Source organism: Methanobacterium sp., from assembly GCA_012838205.1.
Taxonomy (GTDB): domain Archaea; phylum Methanobacteriota; class Methanobacteria; order Methanobacteriales; family Methanobacteriaceae; genus Methanobacterium.
The window spans coordinates 18,549-43,160 of the sequence record DUPR01000065.1 but is presented as its reverse complement, the minus strand read 5'-3'; the positions used below and the strand labels follow the sequence as shown (position 1 = coordinate 43,160).

Annotated in this window: 26 protein-coding genes; 13 read left to right on the top strand and 13 right to left on the bottom strand. The window is 36.6% G+C overall.

The window, feature by feature from the left end:
• Nucleotides 1-81 precede the first annotated feature (81 nt).
• Both GXZ72_09375 and GXZ72_09370 read left to right on the top strand, forming a co-directional pair.
• A complete protein-coding gene (locus GXZ72_09375) occupies nt 82-1,278 on the top strand; it encodes an HD domain-containing protein (protein HHT19754.1) in 1,197 nt (398 codons plus the stop codon).
• 72 nt (nt 1,279-1,350) lie between these two features.
• On the top strand, nt 1,351-1,725 hold the full coding sequence (locus GXZ72_09370) for a hypothetical protein (GenBank protein ID HHT19753.1): 375 nt from the start codon (nt 1,351-1,353) through the stop codon (nt 1,723-1,725).
• 40 nt (nt 1,726-1,765) lie between these two features.
• Here the strand turns inward: GXZ72_09370 and GXZ72_09365 are convergent, their stop codons facing one another.
• From GXZ72_09365 to GXZ72_09340, 6 genes are all read right to left on the bottom strand, one after another.
• The gene (locus tag GXZ72_09365; protein ID HHT19752.1) at nt 1,766-2,242 is read right to left on the bottom strand and encodes a flavodoxin; all 477 of its coding nucleotides are present in this window, start codon (nt 2,240-2,242) and stop codon (nt 1,766-1,768) included.
• Nucleotides 2,243-2,298: 56 nt separating this feature from the next.
• Nucleotides 2,299-2,877: an imidazoleglycerol-phosphate dehydratase HisB gene (gene hisB, locus GXZ72_09360; protein ID HHT19751.1), complete on the bottom strand. Its 579-nt coding sequence runs from the start codon at nt 2,875-2,877 to the stop codon at nt 2,299-2,301.
• Nucleotides 2,861-3,067 carry a 4Fe-4S binding protein gene (locus tag GXZ72_09355; protein ID HHT19750.1) on the bottom strand — a complete coding sequence of 69 codons (207 nt, stop codon included), beginning with the start codon at nt 3,065-3,067 and terminating at the stop codon, nt 2,861-2,863. Before GXZ72_09355 ends, hisB begins: the two co-directional genes overlap by 17 nt.
• A 158-nt stretch (nt 3,068-3,225) precedes the next feature.
• Entirely contained in the window at nt 3,226-3,819 is a 594-nt protein-coding gene (locus GXZ72_09350) for a flavodoxin family protein (protein HHT19749.1), read from the bottom strand.
• A 244-nt stretch (nt 3,820-4,063) separates the two neighbouring features.
• A complete protein-coding gene (locus tag GXZ72_09345) occupies nt 4,064-5,284 on the bottom strand; it encodes a bifunctional 5,6,7,8-tetrahydromethanopterin hydro-lyase/3-hexulose-6-phosphate synthase (protein HHT19748.1) in 1,221 nt (406 codons plus the stop codon).
• 194 nt (nt 5,285-5,478) lie between these two features.
• Nucleotides 5,479-6,771 (bottom strand): TrpB-like pyridoxal phosphate-dependent enzyme, encoded by a 1,293-nt coding sequence (locus tag GXZ72_09340; GenBank protein ID HHT19747.1) that lies wholly within the window; start codon nt 6,769-6,771, stop codon nt 5,479-5,481.
• A 267-nt stretch (nt 6,772-7,038) separates the two neighbouring features.
• Between GXZ72_09340 and GXZ72_09335 the strand changes: the two genes are divergently transcribed.
• The 7 genes from GXZ72_09335 (at nt 7,039) to albA (ending at nt 13,449) form a co-directional block, all read left to right on the top strand.
• The gene (locus tag GXZ72_09335) at nt 7,039-8,061 is read left to right on the top strand and encodes a DUF1786 domain-containing protein (GenBank protein ID HHT19746.1); all 1,023 of its coding nucleotides are present in this window, start codon (nt 7,039-7,041) and stop codon (nt 8,059-8,061) included.
• A gap of 3 nt (nt 8,062-8,064) precedes the next feature.
• Nucleotides 8,065-8,712, top strand: a complete 648-nt coding sequence (locus GXZ72_09330) for a PHP domain-containing protein (protein ID HHT19745.1) — start codon at nt 8,065-8,067, stop codon at nt 8,710-8,712.
• Nucleotides 8,713-8,783: 71 nt separating this feature from the next.
• Entirely contained in the window at nt 8,784-9,578 is a 795-nt protein-coding gene (locus tag GXZ72_09325; protein ID HHT19744.1) for a DUF63 family protein, read from the top strand.
• 106 nt (nt 9,579-9,684) lie between these two features.
• Nucleotides 9,685-11,202, top strand: coding sequence for a 2-isopropylmalate synthase (locus GXZ72_09320; GenBank protein ID HHT19743.1), 1,518 nt, complete (start codon nt 9,685-9,687; stop codon nt 11,200-11,202).
• Between the two features lie 125 nt (nt 11,203-11,327).
• Entirely contained in the window at nt 11,328-12,068 is a 741-nt protein-coding gene (locus GXZ72_09315) for a response regulator (protein HHT19742.1), read from the top strand.
• A gap of 49 nt (nt 12,069-12,117) precedes the next feature.
• Complete coding sequence (locus tag GXZ72_09310; GenBank protein ID HHT19741.1) at nt 12,118-12,876, top strand: response regulator; 759 nt, start codon at nt 12,118-12,120, stop codon at nt 12,874-12,876.
• 288 nt (nt 12,877-13,164) lie between these two features.
• Nucleotides 13,165-13,449 carry a DNA-binding protein Alba gene (albA, locus tag GXZ72_09305; protein ID HHT19740.1) on the top strand — a complete coding sequence of 95 codons (285 nt, stop codon included), beginning with the start codon at nt 13,165-13,167 and terminating at the stop codon, nt 13,447-13,449.
• A gap of 226 nt (nt 13,450-13,675) precedes the next feature.
• Here the strand turns inward: albA and GXZ72_09300 are convergent, their stop codons facing one another.
• The 4 genes from GXZ72_09300 to GXZ72_09285 are packed head-to-tail and all read right to left on the bottom strand — an operon-like array spanning nt 13,676 to nt 17,702.
• Nucleotides 13,676-14,914 carry a PQQ-binding-like beta-propeller repeat protein gene (locus tag GXZ72_09300; GenBank protein ID HHT19739.1) on the bottom strand — a complete coding sequence of 413 codons (1,239 nt, stop codon included), beginning with the start codon at nt 14,912-14,914 and terminating at the stop codon, nt 13,676-13,678.
• Between the two features lie 46 nt (nt 14,915-14,960).
• The gene (locus tag GXZ72_09295) at nt 14,961-16,163 is read right to left on the bottom strand and encodes an ABC-2 transporter permease (GenBank protein HHT19738.1); all 1,203 of its coding nucleotides are present in this window, start codon (nt 16,161-16,163) and stop codon (nt 14,961-14,963) included.
• Entirely contained in the window at nt 16,164-17,246 is a 1,083-nt protein-coding gene (locus tag GXZ72_09290; GenBank protein HHT19737.1) for an ATP-binding cassette domain-containing protein, read from the bottom strand.
• 3 nt (nt 17,247-17,249) lie between these two features.
• On the bottom strand, nt 17,250-17,702 hold the full coding sequence (locus GXZ72_09285; GenBank protein ID HHT19736.1) for a PadR family transcriptional regulator: 453 nt from the start codon (nt 17,700-17,702) through the stop codon (nt 17,250-17,252).
• Nucleotides 17,703-17,893: 191 nt separating this feature from the next.
• On the opposite strand from GXZ72_09285, the gene GXZ72_09280 reads away from it, so the two are divergent.
• The 3 genes from GXZ72_09280 (at nt 17,894) to GXZ72_09270 (ending at nt 20,518) form a co-directional block, all read left to right on the top strand.
• The gene (locus GXZ72_09280) at nt 17,894-18,679 is read left to right on the top strand and encodes a sugar phosphate isomerase/epimerase (GenBank protein HHT19735.1); all 786 of its coding nucleotides are present in this window, start codon (nt 17,894-17,896) and stop codon (nt 18,677-18,679) included.
• A 16-nt stretch (nt 18,680-18,695) separates the two neighbouring features.
• Nucleotides 18,696-19,799 (top strand): DUF362 domain-containing protein, encoded by a 1,104-nt coding sequence (locus GXZ72_09275; GenBank protein ID HHT19734.1) that lies wholly within the window; start codon nt 18,696-18,698, stop codon nt 19,797-19,799.
• A 188-nt stretch (nt 19,800-19,987) separates the two neighbouring features.
• On the top strand, nt 19,988-20,518 hold the full coding sequence (locus GXZ72_09270) for a hypothetical protein (GenBank protein HHT19733.1): 531 nt from the start codon (nt 19,988-19,990) through the stop codon (nt 20,516-20,518).
• A 456-nt stretch (nt 20,519-20,974) separates the two neighbouring features.
• On the opposite strand, the gene GXZ72_09265 is transcribed toward GXZ72_09270, so the two are convergent.
• From GXZ72_09265 to GXZ72_09255, 3 genes are all read right to left on the bottom strand, one after another.
• Entirely contained in the window at nt 20,975-21,763 is a 789-nt protein-coding gene (locus GXZ72_09265; GenBank protein HHT19732.1) for an HAD family hydrolase, read from the bottom strand.
• A gap of 77 nt (nt 21,764-21,840) precedes the next feature.
• Complete coding sequence (locus tag GXZ72_09260; GenBank protein HHT19731.1) at nt 21,841-22,473, bottom strand: LysE family transporter; 633 nt, start codon at nt 22,471-22,473, stop codon at nt 21,841-21,843.
• A gap of 132 nt (nt 22,474-22,605) precedes the next feature.
• Complete coding sequence (locus tag GXZ72_09255; GenBank protein HHT19730.1) at nt 22,606-23,589, bottom strand: alanine dehydrogenase; 984 nt, start codon at nt 23,587-23,589, stop codon at nt 22,606-22,608.
• 238 nt (nt 23,590-23,827) lie between these two features.
• On the opposite strand from GXZ72_09255, the gene GXZ72_09250 reads away from it, so the two are divergent.
• Nucleotides 23,828-24,607: a DUF1624 domain-containing protein gene (locus tag GXZ72_09250; protein ID HHT19729.1), complete on the top strand. Its 780-nt coding sequence runs from the start codon at nt 23,828-23,830 to the stop codon at nt 24,605-24,607.
• The last annotated feature ends 5 nt before the right edge of the window (nt 24,608-24,612 follow it).

Genomic DNA, 24,612 nt, shown 5'->3' with positions numbered 1-24,612 from the left:
TTTATTATTTTTCAAATCCTTTTTTTAATCATAATCTCATTCCTTCATACCAGTTTTCACATAACATGCTCAGGCGGTATAATGATTGAAAATATTATAGAACGATTTTCTAAAGCAGCCAGCATGCAACGCTGGAACGACCACATTCGCCCTGTTGAATTTACTGAATTGGATAAACAGGCACATAAAATGGTTATAGCGTATGTAATAGCTAGATTTGAGGAAGAACGCATGGGTCAGGGTAGTGTGGACTGGATAGCCCTAATAGAAGGTGGAATTTTTGAATTTTTGCACCGAACAGTTTTAACTGATATTAAACCACCAGTATTTCATCGAATGATGAAAGAAAAAGGTTATGAACTTAATAAACATGTTTTTGAAAAGCTTGAGATGGATATGGATGGTTTGGATAAAAACTTTCAGCAAAGATTTAAAGATTATTATCTAAAAAGTACCAACACTCTTGAACGGCGGATTTTAAGAGCAGCTCACTATTTAGCCACACAATGGGAGTTCAAAATTATCTATCATACCGCGCCTTTCATTTATGGTATTGATAAGACCAAAGAGAACATTGAAAACCAGATTGAAGATCATTATGACCTAATTGGTGTTCAAAAGATACTCTTGGGTAAAAAATCCTTTGGGTTCATTGATCTTTGTGGCCAGCTCCGTTTTCAGAAGCGTTGGGCTCATATTCCTAGAATACCAGAGACTTCGGTGCTGGGGCACATGTTCATTGTAGCCGCCACCAGTTACCTCTGTACTATGGAGATGGGTATTGAAGCATGCTCCAAACGTTTATATAACAACTTCTACGCTGGTCTCTTCCATGATTTGCCAGAAGTTCTTACAAAAGACATCATATCACCAGTTAAAGGATCTGTTGAAGGGCTTAAAGATATTATTAAGGATTATGAAGATTTTCAAATGAATGAAGAGCTTTTACCTCTTTTACCGCGGCCTTGGCATGAAGACATGAAATATTTTTCTGAATCAGAATTTAACAATAAGATAAAAAAGAACCAAAAAGTCTTGTTAGGTATTAGTTTCCATGATATTAATGAAAAATACAATAAAAACGAATATCATCCTTTGGATGGAGAACTTCTTCATGTTGTTGATCGTTTAGCTGCTTTCATCGAGGCTAAACTTTCCATTGATCATGGTATCAAATCTGAAGAACTAGAAAAAGCAGCAGAAAATATATTTCAGGAATACAATGGGCTGAAGATTTCAGGAATAGATTTTGGAAGGATTTTTAATTATTTCAGATAGATTTAAAGAAATACATTAGGTTTACAATAAAGAACTTCAAAAGATTAGACTTTATAAAGGAGAGAACTCGAAATGGAACCTCAATTTGTAACTTGTCTAAACTGTATAGATGGTCGAGCTCAGTTGCCAGTTATACAATGGATCGCTAAGAATTACCCAGTTGACTTTGTGGACATGATCACTGAACCCGGTATGGATGGAATACTGGCAGACGAAGATTCCAACCTGGACGAAATTTTAAGAAAGTTGGATCTTTCCAGGGATGCCCATAACACTGATGAACTGTTTATAGTAGGACATTACGATTGTGCTGTAAATCCAGTGGATACGCAAACTCACCATGAACAAATTAAACAAGCAGTGATGCGAGTGAAAATGCTACGACCTCACTTTGAAGTTTATGGATTATGGCTAGCAAATCAACATTCAGTTGAATTAGTATTTTAAAAAAATTTATTCAACTATATAAAAAAGCATAACTCCCCTTTTAATTCTCGTTAATTAGTTTTTGGGCAAATTCTTTAGTCATTGTTTCCCATTCACCACTTTTTTGTGCACTGCCACCGATAATTAGTTTGTCAATAAACTCCATTTCTTTTGCTTCCAGACCATTCCGTATCTGAATGGTGGCTAATTGATTCCCATCCCCTCCCATGGTAACCAGAACTGCAAATTTTTTGCCTGAAGTGTTAACCAATTCATCTAAGTACTGGATAACACCAGGAGTTGTACGACCGGCCCAGATAGGGCAACAAACAATCAAACAATCATAGTCATCAATATCTGTAGTGCAAGGTTTGATTGGCCATTTTTTTTCTAAATATGCGTGTATGGCTTTTATCAAATACCACCGATCTTTAACAGGTTCAATACGTGTGAAATCTGCATTTATCTCTTTTTGTAGTTTCTCAGCAACAGTCAATGTTTTCCCGGAATGGGAGTAGCAAGCAATTAAACTTTTCATGTTTTTCTTCTCCTTAGTTTCTTAATCTCTTTAAATTCAGCATTAATTATATTTTTTTATAAAACACCTTTGGTGCTGGGCATTTGTTCGTGAACCACGCGAGTTGCGTCAAACAGAGCCCGAGCCAATGCTTTGAACAGAGCTTCTACTTGATGATGGTCATTTTCCCCTTCACAGCGGGCATGAAGGTTTATTTTCCCGGTTTGGGCAAAAGACTCAAAAAAATGACTTACATTTTCAGTACTGAGATCTCCTACTTTATATTGGTGAAAATTCATGTCTAAAACAGTGTAATTCCGACCAGAGAGATCTATGGCCACCATTGCCAGAGATTCATCCATAGGTATCAGTGCATGGGCCATTCGCCTGATTCCTTTTTTATCTCCCATGGCTTCTTGAAGGGCCTCTCCCAGCACTATTCCCACATCTTCTATTGTGTGGTGGTCATCTATTTCAATATCCCCGATGGCTTCAACTTTAAGATCAAAGAGGCTATGTCTGGCAAATGATTCTAGCATATGGTTGAAAAAATGGATTCCTGTTTCCACACTGTATTGGCCGGTACCATCGATATTTAGTTCAAGACATATTTCTGTTTCAGAAGTTTTCCTTTGTATTTTACTTTTTCGCATCATTTGGGGCATCCCTCACTATAGTAATTGCATCTTCCGGGCATTTAGAAGCACAAATAGTGCACAAGTGACAGTAACGGAGATTAGTGGCCACGGCATTCTGATTCACATTCCAGATCTTGGGGCCTTTGGGGCATGATTCTTTACAGATCCCACAACCAGTGCATTTTTCTTCATCAACATCAATCCTCATGAAATCTCCTTTACTAATAACTTATAACTTATAATTACTAATTCATTTTTTAAAATTTGATTTAATTTACGTTTGAAACATTTAATCTTATTAACGCTCTTATGGAGTTATAAGATATAACTTATAACTTATAATTTTTATACCAGATTCATGTTCATTCACTGGTATTTTTCCAAAAATTCATGAAACCTCTTAATTGTTTTATTGAGACTTCTGAATCCTTCTTCATCTTCTTTAACACCTTTTAAAGTGTCATGAGACCAAAAATTTGCTCCAAGATTGGAACCGAAAGGCCCCCCACTAACTGGTATGGCACCATTTAAAATGAAAAAAGTCATTATCTGTTGAATTGCCAATTCTTGACCTCCAATACGATCTCCACCAACAGTGATTGCCATTCCCACTTTATGTTTAAGGAAGTCGATGTCAGCTGCTGCCGCCGCCCTGGTACGGTCCATGATTGCTTTGATCTGGGCAGTGACACCACCATTATAAACTGGGGTGGCTATTATAATTCCTTGAACATCTTTAAAAATCGGATAAAGTTCATACATGTCATCTTTCAAAATACATTCTTTTTCACGTATGCAATAGTCACAGTTTCGGCAGGGGCTTATGTTTTTCCCCCGAACCGTGAATAATTCGGTTTTGCAACCCCTTTCTTCCATCAAATTCAGAGCTTCTCTTAATACATGTTCTGTGGACTGTTTCCTAGGACTCCCGGATATTCCTAAAATTGTCTTGTTCACCATTAATTCCCCCACATAATGATTATTTGAATTTATTAAGTTTTAACTTTTTTCTCATCAACATTAAATTTTTATTGCCTTTAACTTAACAATTTTAAAAAAGTACATCTAATTTAATTCCAAAATCAGAAATCTGTTTTTATTTTGTTGGAAAAATCTAGTAATTATAGAATTATAGATTTTTTTAATGTTTATTTAAAGAATAATGTAAAAAATGAATTAAGAGCAATAAAAAGAAAAGTTCTTATTATAATGATTCGTCTTCGTCCAGTGCTAACCGCATGGTATCTGGGTCTTGGGGCATCTTCTCCAGGAAGTCGTCTGCTGCTCTACGAACATCTCGGGAGCCGATAATGTAACGACCCACCACAATTATATCTGCATTGCTATTTAATGCTTGTTCCATTTTATTTGGCACAATTCCTCCAGCAACAGCCACCAAACCATTATTGCCAATAATTTCTTTAATCTGGTTAATGTTGCCCCACTCTGTTAGGTCTTCTTGTTCTTCACCACGTTCCGCTTTCATAGTTTCCAAATCCACATTGCGGTGAAGTAGCACAATATCAGGTTTGTAACTGAGCATTTCGAGCTTTTCAGTGAAGTTTTCCACATTCATCATGTCCAAAATGGAATAAATACCTTGTTTTTGAGCTTCATGCACTGCTTTTTCAATTGACTCCTGAGTACCAAGGCCAGATATAGCCACAGCATCGGCAGTCTCATCAGCAGCCATTTTAACTTCTATTCGGCCCACATCGAGGGTTTTAAGGTCGGCAATGATAAATGCATCTTTTTTGAGCTCTCGGATTTTGCTGACAATTCCCACTCCAAATTTCTTAACCAGTGGAGTACCTGCTTCAATAAGGATTCGTTCCCTGTCTGGTAGGCTGTCAATAATGCGCTCCATTTCCTGTAAGTTATCTAAATCAAGAGCCACTTGCAAGTATGGAGGTTTCCATAATCTTGTAACTTTGAAGCCCATTATAGGATGTGCTCCTCTGTCTTTTTCTGCCAACACTTTTTCCACAGATGGATATCCTTCCATGGCTCTTCTTATGGCCAATTTAGTAGCCCCATAATTGTACTGGTAGATTTTACGGAAATCTGAAGCTTCAGGATGGATGAACACGCTGATAATTATGACTAGTTCTTCTGCATTTTCCGCAGGCAAAATTCCTTCTTCCACAGCATCAGCTACTGCCCTACCCACTGCAGTTTGAGCAGGTCCAAAAATTTTGTTAGCATCATCAAGGCAGCGTACACTGACTTTAGGCACTATGAGAGTTGCTGGTTTGGTCATCAAGTTAGGCCTGACCACTGACAGTAAGGGTGTGTGGCCCAGTGAGAGGTTGGCCATGTTGTTTACAAAGGCTGTCCCAGCAGGACCGTTTTTATCTCCAATTACCAAATCAATGTGAGCTATTTCATTACCATTTCCGATCAAAGCTTCCCCTATTAGGTACATAAACATGATCCTCCTTTTCTAAGTCTCTATTTAATCTATTGGTTAACTGGTATAAATAGGGTTTGATGAAATGGTTCATCCGCGATTATGAAAACTACAAAGAAATAAGTAAAAGTGTTAAAAATGATGAATGACTGAATTTGCGAGTAAAGGAAATAAATTCAAAAAAAAAATAAAAAAAAGAAGTAAGATGATTAATCTACTATTTTACCTTCTAGATAATCATCGTAACCTGCTAGATCCAAGAGACCGTGACCTGAAAAGTTTATAACAATATTTTTTTCTTCACCAGTCTTCTTACATTTAAGGGCCTCATCAATTCCAGTTTTTATAGCATGACAAGTTTCTGGGGCGGGAACAATTCCTTCAGTTCGGGCAAAAAGCACTCCACTCTTGAATACTCCGGTTTGAGGAATTGCTCTTGGCTCCACAATGCCTTCATGTACAAGTAAAGCAACTAATGGTGACATGCCATGGTAACGCAAGCCGCCAGCATGATCTGATGGTGGTATGAAATCATGGCCCATGGAATACATCTTGATGAGGGGTGTAAGTCCGGCAGTGTCTCCAAAGTCGTAACAGTATTCTCCTTTGGTTAGGGTTGGGCAGTGAGATGGCTCAACTGCAATGAATTTGCAGTCTATTTTTTCGTCTAAATGGTCTTTGATGAAGGGGAATGTAGCTCCAGCAAAGTTACTTCCACCACCAACACAACCAACCATTACATCGGGAGTTTCATCGAATACTTCAAGTTGTTTTTGTATTTCCTGACCAATAACTGTTTGATGCAACATCACATGATTTAGGACACTTCCCAAGGAATAATTCACTTTTTCATCATTTAAAGCATCTTCAATAGCCTCCGAAATAGCCACACCAAGGGTTCCAGGATGGTCTGGATTTTCTCTTAGAACTTTTCTACCAAAATCAGTCTTATCACTGGGTGATGGTAATATTTCCCCATCATAAAGTTCCATAATAGTTTTACGGTATGGTTTTTGGTCAAAGGACACTCTAACCATATAAACTGTGCAATCAATACCCATAAGTTTGCATGCTAATGAAAGCGCAGTTCCCCATTGTCCTGCACCCGTCTCAGTAGTTAAACGTTCTATTCCATCTTGTTTAGCATAGTAAGCTTGTGCTATAGCAGTGTTTAACTTGTGACTTCCAGTGGGGGAGGTGTCTTCTCTTTTGTAGAATATTTTTGCCGGGGTTTCTAGATATGCTTCCAAGGCTTTAGCTCTGACTAGGGGGCTGGGCCGCCCCATTTGCATGTAAATATCTCTTACTTCCTTTGGAATATCAATATACCTTTCTGTGGATAATTCCTGCTCTAGCACACCTTTTGAAAATATTTTTGGAAGATTTTCAAGTTGTTTACCTTCTTCGGTCTGATCATATGGTGGAAATTCAACAGGAAGATCCGCTGCTATGTTATACCATTTTTTCGGGATTTCTTTTTCGGTTAATTTTACACTGTACATGCATTTCACCTCATTTTTGCATAGTATTAAAAAATTTATTATATTATGACAATCATCACAATTGGGATTTAATATAAAAATCAAATTATAATATCTTCCATCCAGTTTTTGTCATTTATAAATCTTTTTAAACATTAATTTTTTTGGCAAATATTATTAGGTCTAACACCAAAATATAACCAGAGTACTATTTAAATCTTTGTTGTATATATTTGTACTTCATCTTGTGATTCTATTATATAATGCGCATGAACATAACAGTAAAACATGAAAATACTGGCAATTGATGTGGGTACAGGGACCCAAGATATAATGCTGCATGACACTAACCACTCTATTGAAAACTCAGTGAAGATGGTTCTCCCTTCTCCCACCAAAATAATGGCGGATAGGATAAAAAGACATCATCATGATCTTTTCTTAACTGGTGATACCATGGGTGGTGGTCCAGTAAACAAAGCCATTAAAAATCACCTTGATAAAGGTTATCGGGTACTGATGACAGAACAAGCGGCTCGAACAGTTAGGGATGATTTAGAACGAGTAAAATCAATGGGCATTGAAATTGTTCCATCTGGGGCAACACACCCCCAAATTGCAAAATTAGAGCTTAAAGATGTTGATTTACAAGCTATTAGTGGGGCATTATCCAATTTCGATGTCAAAATGGAATTCGACCATATTGGGGTGGCAGTACAGGATCATGGTTATCAAGAGGGAACTGGTGACAGAAACTTTCGGTTTGAAAAGATCAAAGAGAACCTTGATGTTCCTCGCTCTCCTGAAAATTTTGCATATCATGATAAAGTCCCAGAATACTTCACCCGTATGCAAGGGGTTTTAAGGACTCTCAAAGAATACCATCCAACAATTATGGACTCCAAATTTGCATCAATATCTGGAGCCACTCTTGACACCACGGTTGCTGAGATGAATAGATATGTGGCTATGGATGTGGGCAATGGGCATACATTAGCTGCTTCATTTAAAGAAGGAAAAATTAATGGAGTTTTTGAACACCACACCGGACTTCTTACTCCTCAAAGGATAGAAGAACTAGTGACCCGTCTTTCAGAAGGATCAATAACTCATGCGGAGGTTCATAGTGAAGGTGGGCATGGGGCATGGGCAGTCAAAGGAATAGGGACTTTTGACTGTGTAGTAGCAACTGGGCCAAAACGTGCTATTCTTAAAGAAACAGATCTGGAAATTTACAACGCTGCACCAGGAGGGGACGTGATGATGACTGGTCCTGCTGGACTAATACAAACAATTATGCATAGGAGATAATTAATGATCATTGACCCCCACATTCACAGTACATACTCTGGAGACTCTACCGCATCTGTAAAAGACATTATAAAACATTCCCGAAAAATTGGTTTAGATGCAATAGCCATTGCTGACCATAATTCCCTCAAAGGTTCTGAAGTAGCTTTAAAAAATTATGGGAAAATGGATGATCTGGTGATCATACCCGCCATGGAGGTATCAACAAGTAAAGGACACATTGTGGCCTTAGGCATAAGTGAAGAGATACCGAAAGGAATCTCTCCTGAAGAAACTGTTGATCTCATTCGAATTCAGGGAGGAATTGCAGTGGCAGCCCATCCATTTGTTACTTATCGTGAAGGACTGTTTACCCAAGTAAAATATGTAGATGTGGATGCCATGGAAACTCTGAACTCACGTTACATTTTTGGATATTCAAATTGGCGAGCTAAAAAAATGGCCATAGAAAAGAAAATTCCCCAAATAGGTGCTAGTGATGCACACTTTCTAGGGGCCATAGGCAGCTGTGTTACCCAACTGGAAGCAGATTTTTCAGTAGATGGCATTATCAAAGGAATTCTATCTGGGAAGACCAATGTTTTCGGAGATCGGACTCCCCTACCACTCATCCTGAAAGAAGTTATAAACAAGAAGATCAAACGAATTTAAGAGATTTTTCATTTTAATAATATTTAACAAGTCAAGATAAGTATAAATATTCTAAATCCCTACCTAGTGTCATGTTGTTTGATTCTATCCTACAGTACATCCAGGAAAACTTTATATACTTACACCCTGGTTACACTACCTTGAATACTATAGTCTTTGGAATAATATTGGGTCTAGTAATCCTAGTAATAATCAAAATGTTCAGATGGATAGAAAAAGACCCGAAAGATCTTTTGATACCATTAATTCCCTTCATATTCTTCGGGTCCAGTGCTCGAGCACTAGTCGATAATGGAATATATCCTTTAACCTACATCATGGTAACTCCTGGAATATATGTTTTAACTGGATTATCAGCTATTTTCACATTATTAGCATCAGTTTTCATTGAACGCAAGATGGGATGGAATTATCGTTACATTATATTTATAATTGGTGCAGTTATTTGTCTTCCAAATATATATCACACTCCACACCTCAACCTCACAGCAAGTATTGAGATTTTGAGCTCATGGGGTCTAATATCACTCCCATTTATATTATTAAGTAAAAAATGGAGTCTTCTAAAGGACAAATTCAATTTAAGTATTTTATTAGCTCATTTATTAGACGCAAGCACTACCTTTATAGCTGTGGACTACTATGGGTATGCTGAACAACACGTTCTACCCAACGCACTCACTCAATTAGCAGACACTGCTATTATAATGTATCCCTTGAAAATTGCAGTCATATTACCGGCTCTTTATGTTATAGACACTTATGTTGAAGATCGAACTATTCGAAACATGTTAAAATTGGCAATATTCATTTTGGGCTTGGCACCAGGTCTCAGAAATTTCTTGAGCTTGAGCATGGGAACCTAAAATTTATTACCACTATCAAGTTTCAAGATTTTTTTCCATCACAATTTTTTTATCTAGTCCCATCTAAAGATCAGATTGACATGTCAAACCATATAGGGGACTTCCCATGTACATAGATGAGATTAAAAAAGAAATGAAAATACCCGAAAAGGTGCTAATATTCGATACCACCCTTCGTGATGGTGAACAAACGCCGGGAGTAGCTATAACTCCGGATGAAAAGATTAGAATAGCCAAAAGGCTGGACCGCTTAGGAGTAGATGTAATAGAAGTGGGATTTCCAGCTGCATCACAGGGTGAACGGAAAGCAGCCCAGCAAATTAAAAGTTTAGGTCTCAATACGCAAGTTTGTGGTTTGGCAAGAGTACTACAGGAAGACCTGGATGCTGCCTTAGACTCGGATGTGGATTACATTCACACCTTCATTGGAACATCTCCACTTCACCGGAAATACAAATTAAAGATGGACCAAGATGAAATACTCCAAAAATCAGTGCAAGCAGTGGAGTACATTAAAGACCATGGAATAATTGCTGAATTTTCAGCAGAAGATGCCACCCGCACCGAACTGGAATTCCTCCAAAAAATTTATTCTGCAGTAGAAGAAGCAGGAGCCGACATAATCAACGTGCCAGACACAGTGGGGGTCATGCTCCCAGTATCTATGCATAAACTAATAACAGACATCAAAAAAGCAGTAAAAATTCCAATCAGTGTGCACTGTCATGATGATTTTGGTTTGGCAGTGGCTAACAGCCTTTCGGCAGTGGAAGCTGGTGCTCAGCAAGTTCATGCAACAATCAACGGATTAGGGGAAAGAGCAGGAAACACTTCCCTGGAAGAGGTTGTAATGGCCCTTATGATCAATTATGGAATTAAAACTAACATCAACACTGAACTTTTAGTGGGAACTTCTGAACTCGTTTCCAGAATCACTGGAGTGAAAATGCCTCCAAATAAGGCTATAGTTGGAGATAATGCCTTTGCCCACGAAGCAGGAATACATGTCCACGGAGTTTTGCAGAAAGCAGAGACATATGAGCCCTTGAAACCAGAAATGGTAGGTCACACCCGCCGCATAATCATGGGAAAACATACTGGGGCCCGTGCAATACGGTCTAAACTGGATGATTATGGAATTGAAATGGATGAAGATCAGTTCTGCAGCCTATATGATCAAGTGAAAAAACTGGGAGATAAGGGAAAAATGATTACAGACGCAGATCTGCAAGCACTGGCTGAAACAGTAATAGGAAGACCTAAAGAGGAAAAAGTAAGATTAGAAGGTTTCACTGTGATTACTGGGGACAACGTTCTTCCCACAGCCACGGTGAAACTTAACATTGACGGCCAGATAAAAACCGCAGCTAAAACAGGGGTGGGTCCAGTTGACGCTGCCATAAATGCTATTCAAAGTTTAGTGGGAGAAACAGCTGATATAGAGCTAAAAGAATACCATATTGAAGCGATAACTGGGGGAACAAATGCACTAGCTGAGGTATTTGTAATTCTAGCAGATAACGAAGGTAACAGCGCTACAGGACGATCTACTGTGGAAGACGTGGTAATGGCCAGTGTTGAAGCTGTTTTAGATGCAATAAACAAGATTCTTATAGGAAGATAAAACTACTGGAATTCATTACTACTTTAAAAATCCTTATATTAAAGCAACGATATAGTAAAGAAAGAATATCATATTTACCTAACCATTGTATATTTGTATATAATATAGTCAGGAGTGCAGATGGTGTGACTCGTGCAACAATTTTAGTGGTGGAAGACGAAAGGATCACCGCCGAAGATATCAAAGCAGGACTGGTATCTGCCGGATATAAGGTGCCTATTATTTGTTCTACAGGGGAAGGCGCAGTTCGTCAAGCAGCTAGGCTGGAACCTGATTTAGTTCTAATGGATATTAAATTGAAAGGAGAAATGGATGGTATTGAGGCAGCTGCTGAGATCAGAAAGGTACAAGATATTCCAGTTATCTACCTAACTGCTTATTCCGATGAAAAAACAGTAGAAAGAGCTAAACTAACTGAACCATCAGGGTTTTTGGTTAAAGGGCAAGGAATGTTAAGCAAACCATTTGAAGAACGTGAACTTCATGCTGCCATAGAAATAACTCTTTACAGGCACCAGATGGAGAAAGAGCACGATCAAATTTCTGGTGCTATGTTACAGAAAACATCAGAAGCAGTTATTGCCACCAATTCCACAGGACAAATCAGATTTATTAATGCTTTAGCAGAGAATTTAACTGGTTGGACTAAAGCAGAAGTTCTTGGAAAGGATATAACAGAAATTTTCCCGCTTTTGAAAGAAGTAACTTATGAGTGTTCACTGGCAGAGGCTTTAACATCAGATGAAGAACCTAAACTCATTTCACAGGGAGGGGGTCATGTTTTTGTAAACGGCACCATTACTCCTATCAAAGATAACCAACAGCGTGTAAATGGGTTGGTAGTAGCATTTACCGCTAAACAATAGTGTTAAGCATATTCTGATCATAGGGGAGTAGAATAGGGAGGTAAATAAAGTGTCGACTGTGAAAATTCTTGTAGTGGAAGACGAAAGAATTACTGCTGAAGATATGAGAAAAGCCCTCAATAGTGTGGGTTACGAGGTTCCAGCCATTGTTTCTTCAGGAGAAGATGCAATCAAAGTCTCGGAAGAAATAAAACCAGATCTAGTTATAATGGATATCAAGTTGGAAGGAGAAATGGATGGTATTGAAGCGGCAGAAAAAATACGATCCAAACTAGGCATTCCAATTATCTATTTAACAGCTTATTCTGATGAAAAAACAGTTCAAAGAGCTAAAATAACTGAACCATCAGGATTTATCCTAAAACAACCGTACGGATTTTTACGTAAACCATTTGAAGAGAGCGAACTTAACACTGCTATTGAAATTACCCTATACAGGCACCGATTGGAGAAAAGACTCCGTAAACATGACCAATGGTTGGGAGCAACACTTAGGAGCATAAGTGACGCTGTGATTGCCACTGATCCCCAAGCACAAGTGCGTTTTATGAATTCCATGGCTGAAGAATTAACAGGATGGCTAGAAGAAGACGCATTAGGGCATGATGTTCGTGATATTTTCAAACCAATAGGGTTTAAATTTCCCCTTGGTGAAGATATCTCCTTGAAAGGCGAATATTCATTCAACATGGCTTCACTCACAGCCAAAGATGAAACCACTATTACTGTTAATGGTAGTGTAACACCGATTAATAACATCGATGGCAAAATGGATGGTTTTGTAATAATATTTCGTTCAGTGGAATAAAAAATATGTTTAAAGATCATCTATGTTTTTTAGAGAAAATTAGAACAAAAGTACTCGTGGATAGTGATATTTAGTAGTTTGATAACAAAACTCGTTTTTTCATTATATTCTCATTTTTTTCTATGTTAATTCGATAATAATCATTTTAACAATTCAAATGGATTAATTTTCAATATTTTAATCATTTACATGCAGAAAAGCTTTTATTTCCTTAAAAAAGGGTGTGCATAAAATATATATAATACTAGTAACACAAAACAACAATAGTATAATCATGGAGGTTAAGTGATGTCAGAGGAAAATGTGGTGTACATTGGAAACAAACCGGTAATGAACTATGTATTAGCTGTAGTAACACAAATGAACGGTGGCACAAATGAAGTAATTCTCAAAGCAAGGGGAAGAGCTATTTCTAGGGCAGTTGATGTTGCAGAAATAGTCAGAAATAGATTCATAACCGACGTGACTATTGCCAGCATTGACATATGCACTGAAGAAATCATGAGCAATGAGGGTACTTCAACTAATGTTTCTGCCATTGAAATACAACTTTCGAAGGATTTCAGCAAATAGTTAAATAAACCTCCTATTTTTTATTTTTTATCTTTTTTTAACTATATATTAATAAATATATTCCTTTTAGAATTGATATATAGTGATAGTAGGCTAAAACAACAATTTTAAATCAAATAATTGATTAAAAAAAATTTTTGAATCAAAAAAAAGTAAGACTGAAGACATTTTTAAACATACGTCTTCAATCTGGTCAGTTTTTTTTTTAAATGTTTCTTAAAAGTATTCATTCTGCTTTCTTACTTCGTTTACGGATTATTTTAACTGCAACCAAGAAAATGGCCAAGATCACAAGAGTTCCACCTATGTAATAAGCGTATACTGAGGTTGGTCCATTCATTTTGTCATTGTTCAAGGCATACAGGGATCCATCATCAGCACCGATGTAGATCATGTTTCCATAAACTGCTGGAGATGATTGAATGGCTTGGTTAATTATGCCATAACCTGGATTATAATTCCATTCAAGGTTGCCATTATATTTGTTTACAATGTAAACAGTGCCTCCATCTGATCCGAAGACTATTTTATTTTTCACGATAGCTGCTGATGTTTTGACAGCGCCAGTAGCATTATAACTCCATTTTTCGACTCCATTTCGCGTGTCTAAGCAAACCATTTTCCCATTATCAGCTCCTACAAATAAGCTATTGTCATTGGTATCAATTGTTGGTGATGAATATACTGGTTTTCCCATGTCATAGTTCCATTTGAGCGTCCCATTATTGATATTAATAGCATATAGTTTACCATCATCTGATCCAACATAGGCAACATTATTCATCACAGCGGGGGATGATTGTACCTTATCCCCAGTGGTGTATTCCCATTTTTTATCCCCAGTTTCCATGTTTAATGCGTAAATTTTCCCATCATCTGAACCGATAATCAAATAATCATTTATGATAACGGGGGATGATTTAACTGCGTTGCCAGTGTTATATTCCCAATTTTTAGTCCCATTTGATTTATATATGCTATAAACTCTTCCGTCATTTGAACCAATGAATATCATGTTGTTTTGGATTAGGGGGGATGATTCTATGGAATTTCCAGTTTTATATTTCCATTTAACATTTCCATTTTTAATATCTTGTGCGTAAATGTATCCGTCCTTTGATCCCACATATAAATAGTCTCCAGAAATTGAAGGGGATGATACTACAGCTCCGTCGGTTTTATAATCCCATAATTTACTACAGTCTTCTAGGTTCACCGCATACACATGGCCATCTGATGATCCGAAATAAGCTACTTTGTTTAAAATTGCGGGTGATGACTTTATTGAGCCTTGAGTGCTGAAATACCAGACAGTGGGGGTGAAATCAGCGGGTTGTTCAAGATATCCTGTTCGTTGGGGGTTTTCATGGAACATATTCCAATCAGCCCCTGCAACTAGAGCTGGTGATGCCAAAATGCAAGTTATCAGAAATCCTAATAAAATTTGTTTAGTACGTACGTTCATATTATCACCTTATTCAATTTTTAAATTTTCAATTAGATTTAAACTCCTAAATATCTCTGTTAAACCTAGTTACACCCATTGCAAAGAACAAAAATGTGAAACCCAAAAGAACAGCGACATCGATCCATATATCCCCTATAGTCGCTCCTTTTAACATAACTCCTCGCATTGCGTCATTAGCATAGGTTAAAGGTGCTATGTATGCTATTTTTTGGAATATCCAAGGCATAGTTTCCAGTGGATAGAAAACTCCAGAGATGAACATCATGGGCATGGTAAAGGGCATGACCATCTGAACGTAGTCTTCTTGAGTACCAACTCGGGCTGAAACCATTATGCCGAAACCCACAAAACACAATGCAATCAGTATTAGCAAGACGATGGTGAGTAACAAACTACCAGATATTGTAATATTAAACAGTAAAATGGCTGAACCAAGCAATATCATGGCTGTTGTGGTTTGAATGACGAGTCTTGATATAATTTTACCTGCTACCACTGTGGCAACACTGGTGGGAGTCATGAAAAGTCTGGCAAGCTCACCTCGCTCTCGTTCTCCTGCCAAAGACTCGCCCATACTCATCATTGCCCCCATCATAACTGTCATGGCCAGAATTGCTGGTACAAGGAAGTCAATATATTTTGTGTCTCCATAAATCTTGTTGACTTGGAAGTTGATGGAGTTCATAATGTTCTGGAAGTTAAGAGAAGGTAATGATGAACTGGACTGAACTTCTTGGGATTGTACTTGCATGGAAGACAATTGAGTTGATTGAGCTTGTAATGCGTCGAGTTTTTTCATTCCAATTTGAGATGATATTTGGCTAAAGAGGGCTTGGGTTGCTGGGACCAACATTTGTGTGGCCATTTGATCGGATGAATCAACGTAAACAACCACGGACTTTGAGTTGCTGCTATTAATATTCTCATAATCTGGAGGCAACAAGATAGCTGCTTTGATCTGTCCTGTTTCAACCATTTCTCGACCCCGCTGGGGGTCACTGATAATATCCTTAACATCGTATAGTGACATTTCTTTAATAGCGTTAAGGGTTGCGTCGGTCACCGGACCATCAGTCTGTTTAACCACAACCACCGGAATGTTTTCAATTTCTCCCCCCATGCCATAACCAAAAAGGGCGATCATAAGAATTGGGAATAGTAATATGGATGCTAAACGGGGTTTATGCCTCCATAGAACTAATAAATCCTTTTTAATCATCCACCAAATTTTTTTTGTTTCAGACATTTAATCACCCTCCTTTTCTATTTTTTTGGCCTTTTTCGCAGTTACTTTGATGAACACATCTTCTAAAGAGGGATCTTTAGTTGAAATTGAGTTTATGTTACTTCCTGTCTCCATAATTGCAGATATCACTTGAGTGATTGCAGTTTCGGTATTGGCTAATTTAAAAGTAAGCCTACCTGATCGGTGAGTTTCAATGTCCAGAACACAAGGAATTTGGAATAATTTCTTAATCAACTTGTTATCTGAATTATCTACTATCAAGCTCATTTCCCTGGCTTCATCCATTTCAGATTTATTTATCGCTTTTTTAAGTTTATTAAAAGAAGGATGGGTATTAGCATCGGATTTTTCAATTTCCTGCATAATTTCATTCACATTGCTTTTAATAGTATTTTTTTGCTTTAATATGGTGTCTTTTAGACCTTGTGGGGTGTCATAGGCTGATAATTTTCCCTGGTTAATTATGCCTACATGATCACAGAGCATGTCCACTTCGTACATGTCGTGGGAGCAGAGAATGATGGTATGGCCTTTTTGGTTTAGTTCATCAATAAGGTTCCATAGGACGCTTTTAGTTGTAGGATCTAATCCGATGGTGGGTTCATCCAAAAATAGAATTTCTGGCTGATGTACAAGGCTAGCAACCACCGATACTTTTTGTTTTTGTCCTCCTGATAGTTGTTTAACTAGTTTATTCTCAGCATATTTGATATCAACTAATTCCATCAATTCATTGATTCTCTTTTCTTTAAGGTCTTTAGGCATTCCATAATAATCTGCACATAATTCAGCATTTTCTCTGGCAGTAAGATCAGCGTATAGGCTCACTAGTTGCGGGACCATGCCTATTTTTTGGCGAACTTCATTTGGATTTTTTATCACGTCATAACCGGCCACATGAGCTGTTCCAGATGTTGGTGGGATTAGACAAGTCAACATTTTTATAGTAGTAGTTTTACCAGCCCCATTAGGGCCTAAAAATCCAAATATTGTTTTATTTTTAACTTTCAAATCTAAAGCGTCCACGGCTGTGAAATCACCGTAATATTTGCTAAGATCAAATGTTTCTATAGCGTATTTCATTTATTAATCTCCAATTTCTCCATTAAGGAAAAACATGTCCATCATGAATTCCTTCCACAAGTCTGTTGTACCCATTTTCCTCCCATGAGCAGCGATTTGACGTATTCGATTCAGGCTATTCTCGCCTTCATCAGTTATTTCATAAAATTTCACTTTTCTCTTTCCCTGCTGATCCCATGTTCCGCTAATCAGCCCTTCTTTTTCTAATTTATGCAGTACTGGATAAATCATGCTGGCACTAGGCATTTTTTTATCAAGAGGGGATGAGGCATGTATTTGGGTCATTATTTCATATCCATGCTGTTTCTTCTTGCTGATGAGCCATAATATCATAATCCTTGCAAAACCTCTCATCAGTCCTTTGATCAGCTTTTTATCATAGGGATTTAGGTCGTCAATGTGACATTCCCATTCCTGTTCCTTCGGGGTATCAGCAGTTTTTGAATCTTTGTCCATTTACAGTTCCAACCTATTGTTCTAATCAGTGATATATTGATTTTGTATATATCGATTTTTGATATATTATTTTTAGATATAAAATTAGTGTATGGGTAATATAAAAAGGTTTGTACAATCATCTAGTTCGAGCAAAATTTCTAGCAAAAATTCGAAATATTTATCAGAATTATATATGAAAGATTCTAAACATGAAAATAGGATTTTCTACTTTGGCATTATTCATGCGTCCTTTGGAAGAATGTCTGGAAATTGCCGAGGGTGATGGCTTTGATCTTATTGAAATACTCTGTGAAGGTCCTTACTGGCCTAGAAACATACTCAACCTATCAAATGAGTTGGAAGTTTTTTCATCTTATGATATAGATGTTTATTTACATGCTCCTACAATTGATCTTAATCCGGCCAGTCTAAACCCTGGAATAAGGGATGAAACCCTCATTCAACTGGAAGAAACTCTTGATTTGGCAGTTAAAATCGGTGCTAAGGCAATAACCACTCACCCTGGATTAATTCATCGATTAGAAGATCGTATCAGGGACATGGCCAAACAATATTCTATTGAAACTCTTAGGAAGGCTAATCAATATGCTGAAGATGTAGGTGTGATTTTTTCTTTAGAAAACATGCCTTTTCGCTATGCATATTTCTGTAATACTGCTCATGAACATGCTTATTTTTTAGATCAATGCGGATGCTGTGCTACTGTTGATCTGGGTCATGCCAACACTAATGAAGATCCTAAATCATTTTTGCAATTAAAAAACACCCATTATTATCATTTAAGTGATAACAACGGAAAAAAAGACCAGCACTTATCACTAGGCAAAGGTACACTTGATTTAGACCTAATTTCCGGTATAGAAAGGGGAATAATTGAATTAAATAATTATGATAATGTTATAAAAAGTAGAAATGTACTGTATGAAAATTTTGATAAATCAACAGCATCAATGCATTTAAAAAAAGATTTATGATATTCTGGGGATTAAAATGTCTAGCGATGTGTATTTTTCTAATTTCAGGTCTCGAAACATGGGAGAAAATAAAAATAGCAAAATTAAACAGTTATTTGACAAAGCAGGTTTTGGGGGATTACTAAAGAAAAATGATTTAACTGCAATCAAACTTCATTTTGGAGAAATGGGAAACGACACATTTCTCAAACCAGTTTTGGTGCGTCCAGTTGTTGAAAAAACTTTAGAAAATGATGCTAATCCGTTTTTAACAGATACCAATACTCTTTATTATGGGAGTCGCCATAATTCAGTTGATCATCTGCAAACTGCCCTTAAAAATGGCTTCGCCTACGCAGTTACTGATGCACCTATCATAATTGCTGATGGTATTTGTGGAAACAACTGGGTCCCTGTAAAAGTTGGCTTAAATTATTTCAACGTGGTAAAAATAGCAGGAGATATTGAAAATTCTGATAGTATGATTGTTTTGTCACATTTTAAAGGTCATGGGATGAGTGGATTCGGGGGAGCTATTAAAAACTTGGCTATGGGATGTGCTGCTGCTCCTGGAAAGATAGAACAACATCACTGTTCCAAGCCAGTGGTAACCGATTCTTGCACTGCTTGTGCCACGTGTCTGGATTTTTGCCCTTTATCTATAATATCCATTCAAAACCAAAAAGCAACTATAGATTTAAAAAAATGCATTGCTTGCAATAATTGTCTTTCTAACTGTCCAGAATCTGCCATAGAAATTGATTTTGATTCTCTACCTGAGTTTTCCAAGAGAATGGTTGAATATGCCTATGGTGCAGTTAAAAACAAACAAGGAAAGGTGGGTTATTTGAATTTCCTTATGGACATCACCCCTGACTGTGACTGTGAATCATTCAGCGACGCTCCAATTGTTCCGGATATCGGAATCATGGCTTCTATTGATCCCGTGGCACTTGATGCTGCATCATATCATCTCGTAAATCAACAAATTGGTTTGAAAGACTCTTTACTTGAACATTATCATCAGATTGGCGGTGATAAATTTAGAGGGGTTTGGGAAGAAGTTAATGGAAGGGTACAACTAGAGTATGCTGAAGAAATTGGAATGGGGACTACTGATTTTAATTTAATTGAATTGTAAACATTGTATTCCACTTTGAAGAATAAGTTGCATCATGCCTTAGACTGTTGAATTTTCAATTACTCCCTCAAAATAACTTATAAATCTTTCCATTTGATTCCCGGAGGAAGGTATTAAATAAATGATAATTGAACGCAAGTAATGTGTTTTTATAAATAATAACTCTATACTTTTTGGGGGGTTATTTAATGGACATGGCTTACACCTGGCTAATACTGGGCATTGTAGTTGCAGTTATATTACTAGGGGTTCAATTTTATTCCAAGAGATTTTTAAACATTAAAAGAATTGTTGAAATATTTCTGCTTTCTTTTTTGGTCTTTACAGTCGGTATTGGTTCCTTATGTGAATTTGTAGGACACGCGTTTTTTGCAAATCAAGTTGCATCTAATATTGGTTGGGCCGTTGGGAACCCATTCCAAATGGAGGTCGCATTTACCAATCTAGCATTTGGTGTTTTAGGATTATTGTGCTACTGGATAAGGGGTAATTTTTGGACTGCAACAGTAATCGGCGTTTCTGTTTTTTATTTAGGTGCGGCCATAGCCTATATTAGTAATATGCTTTCTGTTTCTAATTATGCCCTTGGAACTGTGGGAGCAACTTTAATTGTGGACATTCTGATACCTTTACTGCTAATTGGATTACTGGTAGCGCATAAGGTAGTGGAAGAAAGAGCTGTTCGCAGTGCTATTAAAAGCTTGGAAAGATCTTTATAAATTAGAGTACCTTCAATTGCAGGAAAACTACAACCAAATCAGTTCTACTAATATCAACCCTTAAATGATTGAAACTCGGTGGGTGGTGTTTTTTTGTCATTGCGTTAACTCTACTGGTTTTAGGAATTACAGTGCTAAATATAATTAAATCCCACCAAAACAATCTTATACCGCTCTGTACTTGATATATCCCCTAATTTATGGAATATTTCATAAATTTCCTTCTCGTGGTTTTTTGGAGAATAAATCACCATTCTAATTCTAAGATTGTTATGGAGGTCAAGAATTGTTTACCTTACATTTCCTTTTTTCAAAGGTGCACTGATAACTGAGTATGCCATGGAATTAATAATTTCAATTATGCATTAATAGTATAATAATTCCTAATCTGGAGATAATATGTTAAGAAAATGAGGTAAATTTCCAATAATATTTTCAGATAAATAACAGTTTTAGTTAGAAATTAATATCCAAAATTTCTTTTATGTTATTCACAACCACATCTGCTGCATTAATAACTTTTAAAGAAGGTTTGTCATCTTGTTGGGTAGTTAACACTCCAACATCTGCTTCTTGAAGGGCTAAAATATCATTAGCACTATTTCCAACCATCATTACACTATAACTCTTTTTAAGCTCCTTAACTATCTCTTGTTTTCTCTTGGAATTTGCAGTGCCAAAAACATTTTCAGATGGAATGTTGATGTAATTGGCTAGTTCTTCCAAAGATTTAGTTCTATCCCCTGATGCCACGTAAATGTGGAAATTTCTTCTTTTAAGTTCTTCCACTACTTCTAAAACCTCTGGAAATATTTTTCCACCAGCAGTGATGGTAAAGTCGATCTGACCGGTATATATATTCAGGATAAATCCAGATCCACTGCATATTTGTACATTGTATTTTTTGTCAATCACGGCTCTAATGGTGTCTTGAATGTCACTTACTCGTGTTTTTTCATATTTAATAAGATTCAATATTTCTTTTTTTTCAAAATCTAAAGAAGAATAACTTATATCGAAAGAAATATTATTTCTACTGATAAATTCATAAATAGTCTGTTTTGGACGGGCATTTATAATACAAGTAGCAGGGTCTGTCTGTAGAACAACAAGGGCCCGATTGGGGTCTTGATCCACTAGATCAATTGAACAGACATTATCATTTATAAGTCCGGATTTAATGTCTTTAATTGCCCTGTATCGTGAAATTAATGTTCCGGAGTTGTCAAAAACCACTGCTTTCATATATTTAATCATTTATAAATAACTTAAATAAAAATCTTTCTGAAAATTAGGGCGAAAAAAGTTTTTTTTATCCGTAGCTATTTTATTATAGTTGAATAGATAAAATAAAGTCCTAATAATATTAAAAAAATTCCACACATGTTCATTACTATTCTATAACGTTTTCCAGATAATAAATATCTTCCTTTACTTGCAAAACAAGATACTAAACTATACCATGCTAGATCAGCCCCCCAATGGCCTATTAAGAAACCAAATATTCCAATTATTCCTGCTAATTCGATTCCCTTAACCATGAAAGCCCAACCCACAGTCGCCCACCACAAATAGAAATAGGGGTTAGATAAACTGCTTATAATTCCACTAAGAATCGATCCCCTAGTTTCAACAAGATTTTCTTTTGAAGAATTTTTTTCGGGCACCGGAGATTTAGACATGGAATAACCGATATAAATCAGCATTAAACCACCCATGCCTCCGATTATCATAGTGACAATTTCAGATTTAATCAACCATCCAAGTCCAAGAATCAAGAGTATTATTATGATTATCTCAGCAATATAGTGTCCAAATACAACCAGAGGACCAGCTTTTGATCCTTTTTTCATGGAATCAGAGATGGTAACACTGAGCATTGGACCTGGAACCATTGCACCGGATAAACCAACCCAGAATGATGCCACAACAAACAATATAATTTCTATCCACATTCCAATCAAAAAACTCCATTTATCAATTTTTACTCAATTATTTTGTTTAATATAGTTTTTTTCTCTATCAATAATATATGTAATTCTCATAAATTGAAAGGTTTGGATTATTTGGACACAAAACGCATTAAATCATTTTAAAAAATTAAATTCTGTTCCAAAGCCCTTTTTTCTAGCTTGTCTGTAGATCATTCCAGCAGTTACCACATCTTGAACAGCCAAGCCAGTTGAATCAAAGATGGTGATTTCATCACCTTCTCTTCCTGTTGCATTTCCAACTATAACATCTCCCAGTTTAGCGTGAATATCTTTTCTTTTTAAGATTTTCCGGGCCACAGGAGTATTTATTTCACCACTGTGGCTGGCTTGAGCCCAAGAATCTATGATTATCTTTGATTTGAGGAGTAACTCAGGTTCTAATTCTTGTTTAGTTGGAGCATCAGCTCCCATGGCATTGATATGAGTTCCAGGGCTGATCCAGTCAGCTTTAATAAATGGTTTTCGAGAAGGAGTTGTCGTAACAACCACATCTGCATTTTTAACTGCAATTTCAGGAGTTTCAACTGCTTCAACATCCAAACTATAAGTTTTAGAGGCGGTTTCTGCAAATTTAGTCCGCGTACTGCAAGTTCTACAAAATACTCTTGCTTTCTGAATGTCCATAACTTCATTAAGGGCCATTAATTGTGTACGGGCTTGTTTACCAGCCCCAATTATTCCTAAAACCTTTGAATCTGATTTTGCAAGGTATTTAGTGGCCACCCCTGCAGCCGCACCAGTTCTCATGTCAGTTATAAGGGTGCCATCCATAACTGCGAGGGGATAACCTGTTTGAGGATCTATCAATTCTATAATGGCCATAACTGCAGGTAATTTTTGTTTAAGGGGATTTTGTGGATGTACACTAACACATTTAACTCCAGCTTCTTCTTTGCTCTGAACATAACAGGGCATGATTCGCAAATCTCCATCACTGAAAAACAAGTACTCTTTTGCTGGCATCTGAACATCGCGTAGTGCAAAAGCTTTAAATGCAGTTTCAACTACATCTATTACTTCTTTCATTTTGATGAAATTTTTAATATCACTCTGTTTTAAGAGAAGAGTTTTTTGCATGTTTTTACCTAAAATTTTTTATAATTGAATTACATTTTTTTTTAAACTAGGATTTTCGCGATGATTTTTATAATGCCCTCAACATTTAACTTTAACTCCTGTATGGAAATGAGAGTATTTTTAAGGAAATTTGTTATAAATACACTGAAAAATCTGATGACAACTTGTATAAAAAAGTAAAAAGTTAATTCAATATCAGTACCTAATATTCTGTTGATTTACAATTACAGGGAATTTTATGGATATTTATGAGCGTTTCTGGGAGGTGGATGTTTTCAGGGGGTTAGCCATATTGATGATGGTAATTTACCATTTATTCTTTGATTTAACCTATTTTGGAATATGTCAATTGGATGTTTCATCAGGAATTCTTTTTATTCTTGCCAGAACAACTGCTTTCATCTTTATTTTTTTGGTAGGGGTTTCACTTACTTTAAGTTACTCTCGCGCCCAGATTCTGGCTGAAAATAATGGAAAAACAAATTTTTTTCTAAAGTACTTAAAAAGGGGAGTCAAAATATTTTTCCTTGGTATTTTCATAACTCTGGTCACTTGGTTGTTTATACCCTATGATTTCATAGTCTTTGGTATTCTACATTTTATTGGAATAGCAATTATTTTAGAGTATCCCTTATTAAATAAAAAGTACCTTAACTTAGTTTTGGGGATAGTTTTCATAATTTTGGGATTCATTTTTGCACAAATCACTGTAACATATCCTTGGCTGATATGGTTAGGTTTGAAACCTTCCGTATTCATCACCGTGGATTATTTCCCTTTACTCCCCTGGTTGGGTGTAGTTTCCCTAGGGCAATTTACAGGCAGAACCCTTTACAAGAATTATAAGCGAGGATATTATCTACCTGATCTTTCGACAAATATGTTAATTAGGATATTCAGCTATATTGGTAGGAATTCTCTTTTTATTTATTTAATTCACCAGCCAATTTTAATAATACTTCTCTATTTGCTGGGGGTCCTTGATCCAGGGAATCTATTATATTTTCTGAAAAATTAGAATAA

Excerpts from the sequence above, each read along its gene's own strand:
- GXZ72_09375 (HHT19754.1), top strand. The coding sequence starts at position 82 with ATGATTGAAAATATTATAGAACGATTTTCTAAAGCAGCCAGCATGCAA.
- GXZ72_09370 (HHT19753.1), top strand. The coding sequence starts at position 1,351 with ATGGAACCTCAATTTGTAACTTGTCTAAACTGTATAGATGGTCGAGCT.
- GXZ72_09365 (HHT19752.1), bottom strand. The coding sequence starts at position 2,242 with ATGAAAAGTTTAATTGCTTGCTACTCCCATTCCGGGAAAACATTGACT.
- hisB (HHT19751.1), bottom strand. The coding sequence starts at position 2,877 with ATGATGCGAAAAAGTAAAATACAAAGGAAAACTTCTGAAACAGAAATA.
- GXZ72_09355 (HHT19750.1), bottom strand. The coding sequence starts at position 3,067 with ATGAGGATTGATGTTGATGAAGAAAAATGCACTGGTTGTGGGATCTGT.
- GXZ72_09350 (HHT19749.1), bottom strand. The coding sequence starts at position 3,819 with ATGGTGAACAAGACAATTTTAGGAATATCCGGGAGTCCTAGGAAACAG.
- GXZ72_09345 (HHT19748.1), bottom strand. The coding sequence starts at position 5,284 with ATGTACCTAATAGGGGAAGCTTTGATCGGAAATGGTAATGAAATAGCT.
- GXZ72_09340 (HHT19747.1), bottom strand. The coding sequence starts at position 6,771 with ATGTACAGTGTAAAATTAACCGAAAAAGAAATCCCGAAAAAATGGTAT.
- GXZ72_09335 (HHT19746.1), top strand. The coding sequence starts at position 7,039 with ATGAAAATACTGGCAATTGATGTGGGTACAGGGACCCAAGATATAATG.
- GXZ72_09330 (HHT19745.1), top strand. The coding sequence starts at position 8,065 with ATGATCATTGACCCCCACATTCACAGTACATACTCTGGAGACTCTACC.
- GXZ72_09325 (HHT19744.1), top strand. The coding sequence starts at position 8,784 with ATGTTGTTTGATTCTATCCTACAGTACATCCAGGAAAACTTTATATAC.
- GXZ72_09320 (HHT19743.1), top strand. The coding sequence starts at position 9,685 with ATGTACATAGATGAGATTAAAAAAGAAATGAAAATACCCGAAAAGGTG.
- albA (HHT19740.1), top strand. The coding sequence starts at position 13,165 with ATGTCAGAGGAAAATGTGGTGTACATTGGAAACAAACCGGTAATGAAC.
- GXZ72_09300 (HHT19739.1), bottom strand. The coding sequence starts at position 14,914 with ATGAACGTACGTACTAAACAAATTTTATTAGGATTTCTGATAACTTGC.
- GXZ72_09295 (HHT19738.1), bottom strand. The coding sequence starts at position 16,163 with ATGTCTGAAACAAAAAAAATTTGGTGGATGATTAAAAAGGATTTATTA.
- GXZ72_09290 (HHT19737.1), bottom strand. The coding sequence starts at position 17,246 with ATGAAATACGCTATAGAAACATTTGATCTTAGCAAATATTACGGTGAT.
- GXZ72_09285 (HHT19736.1), bottom strand. The coding sequence starts at position 17,702 with ATGGACAAAGATTCAAAAACTGCTGATACCCCGAAGGAACAGGAATGG.
- GXZ72_09280 (HHT19735.1), top strand. The coding sequence starts at position 17,894 with ATGAAAATAGGATTTTCTACTTTGGCATTATTCATGCGTCCTTTGGAA.
- GXZ72_09275 (HHT19734.1), top strand. The coding sequence starts at position 18,696 with ATGTCTAGCGATGTGTATTTTTCTAATTTCAGGTCTCGAAACATGGGA.
- GXZ72_09270 (HHT19733.1), top strand. The coding sequence starts at position 19,988 with ATGGACATGGCTTACACCTGGCTAATACTGGGCATTGTAGTTGCAGTT.
- GXZ72_09265 (HHT19732.1), bottom strand. The coding sequence starts at position 21,763 with ATGAAAGCAGTGGTTTTTGACAACTCCGGAACATTAATTTCACGATAC.
- GXZ72_09260 (HHT19731.1), bottom strand. The coding sequence starts at position 22,473 with ATGTGGATAGAAATTATATTGTTTGTTGTGGCATCATTCTGGGTTGGT.
- GXZ72_09255 (HHT19730.1), bottom strand. The coding sequence starts at position 23,589 with ATGCAAAAAACTCTTCTCTTAAAACAGAGTGATATTAAAAATTTCATC.
- GXZ72_09250 (HHT19729.1), top strand. The coding sequence starts at position 23,828 with ATGGATATTTATGAGCGTTTCTGGGAGGTGGATGTTTTCAGGGGGTTA.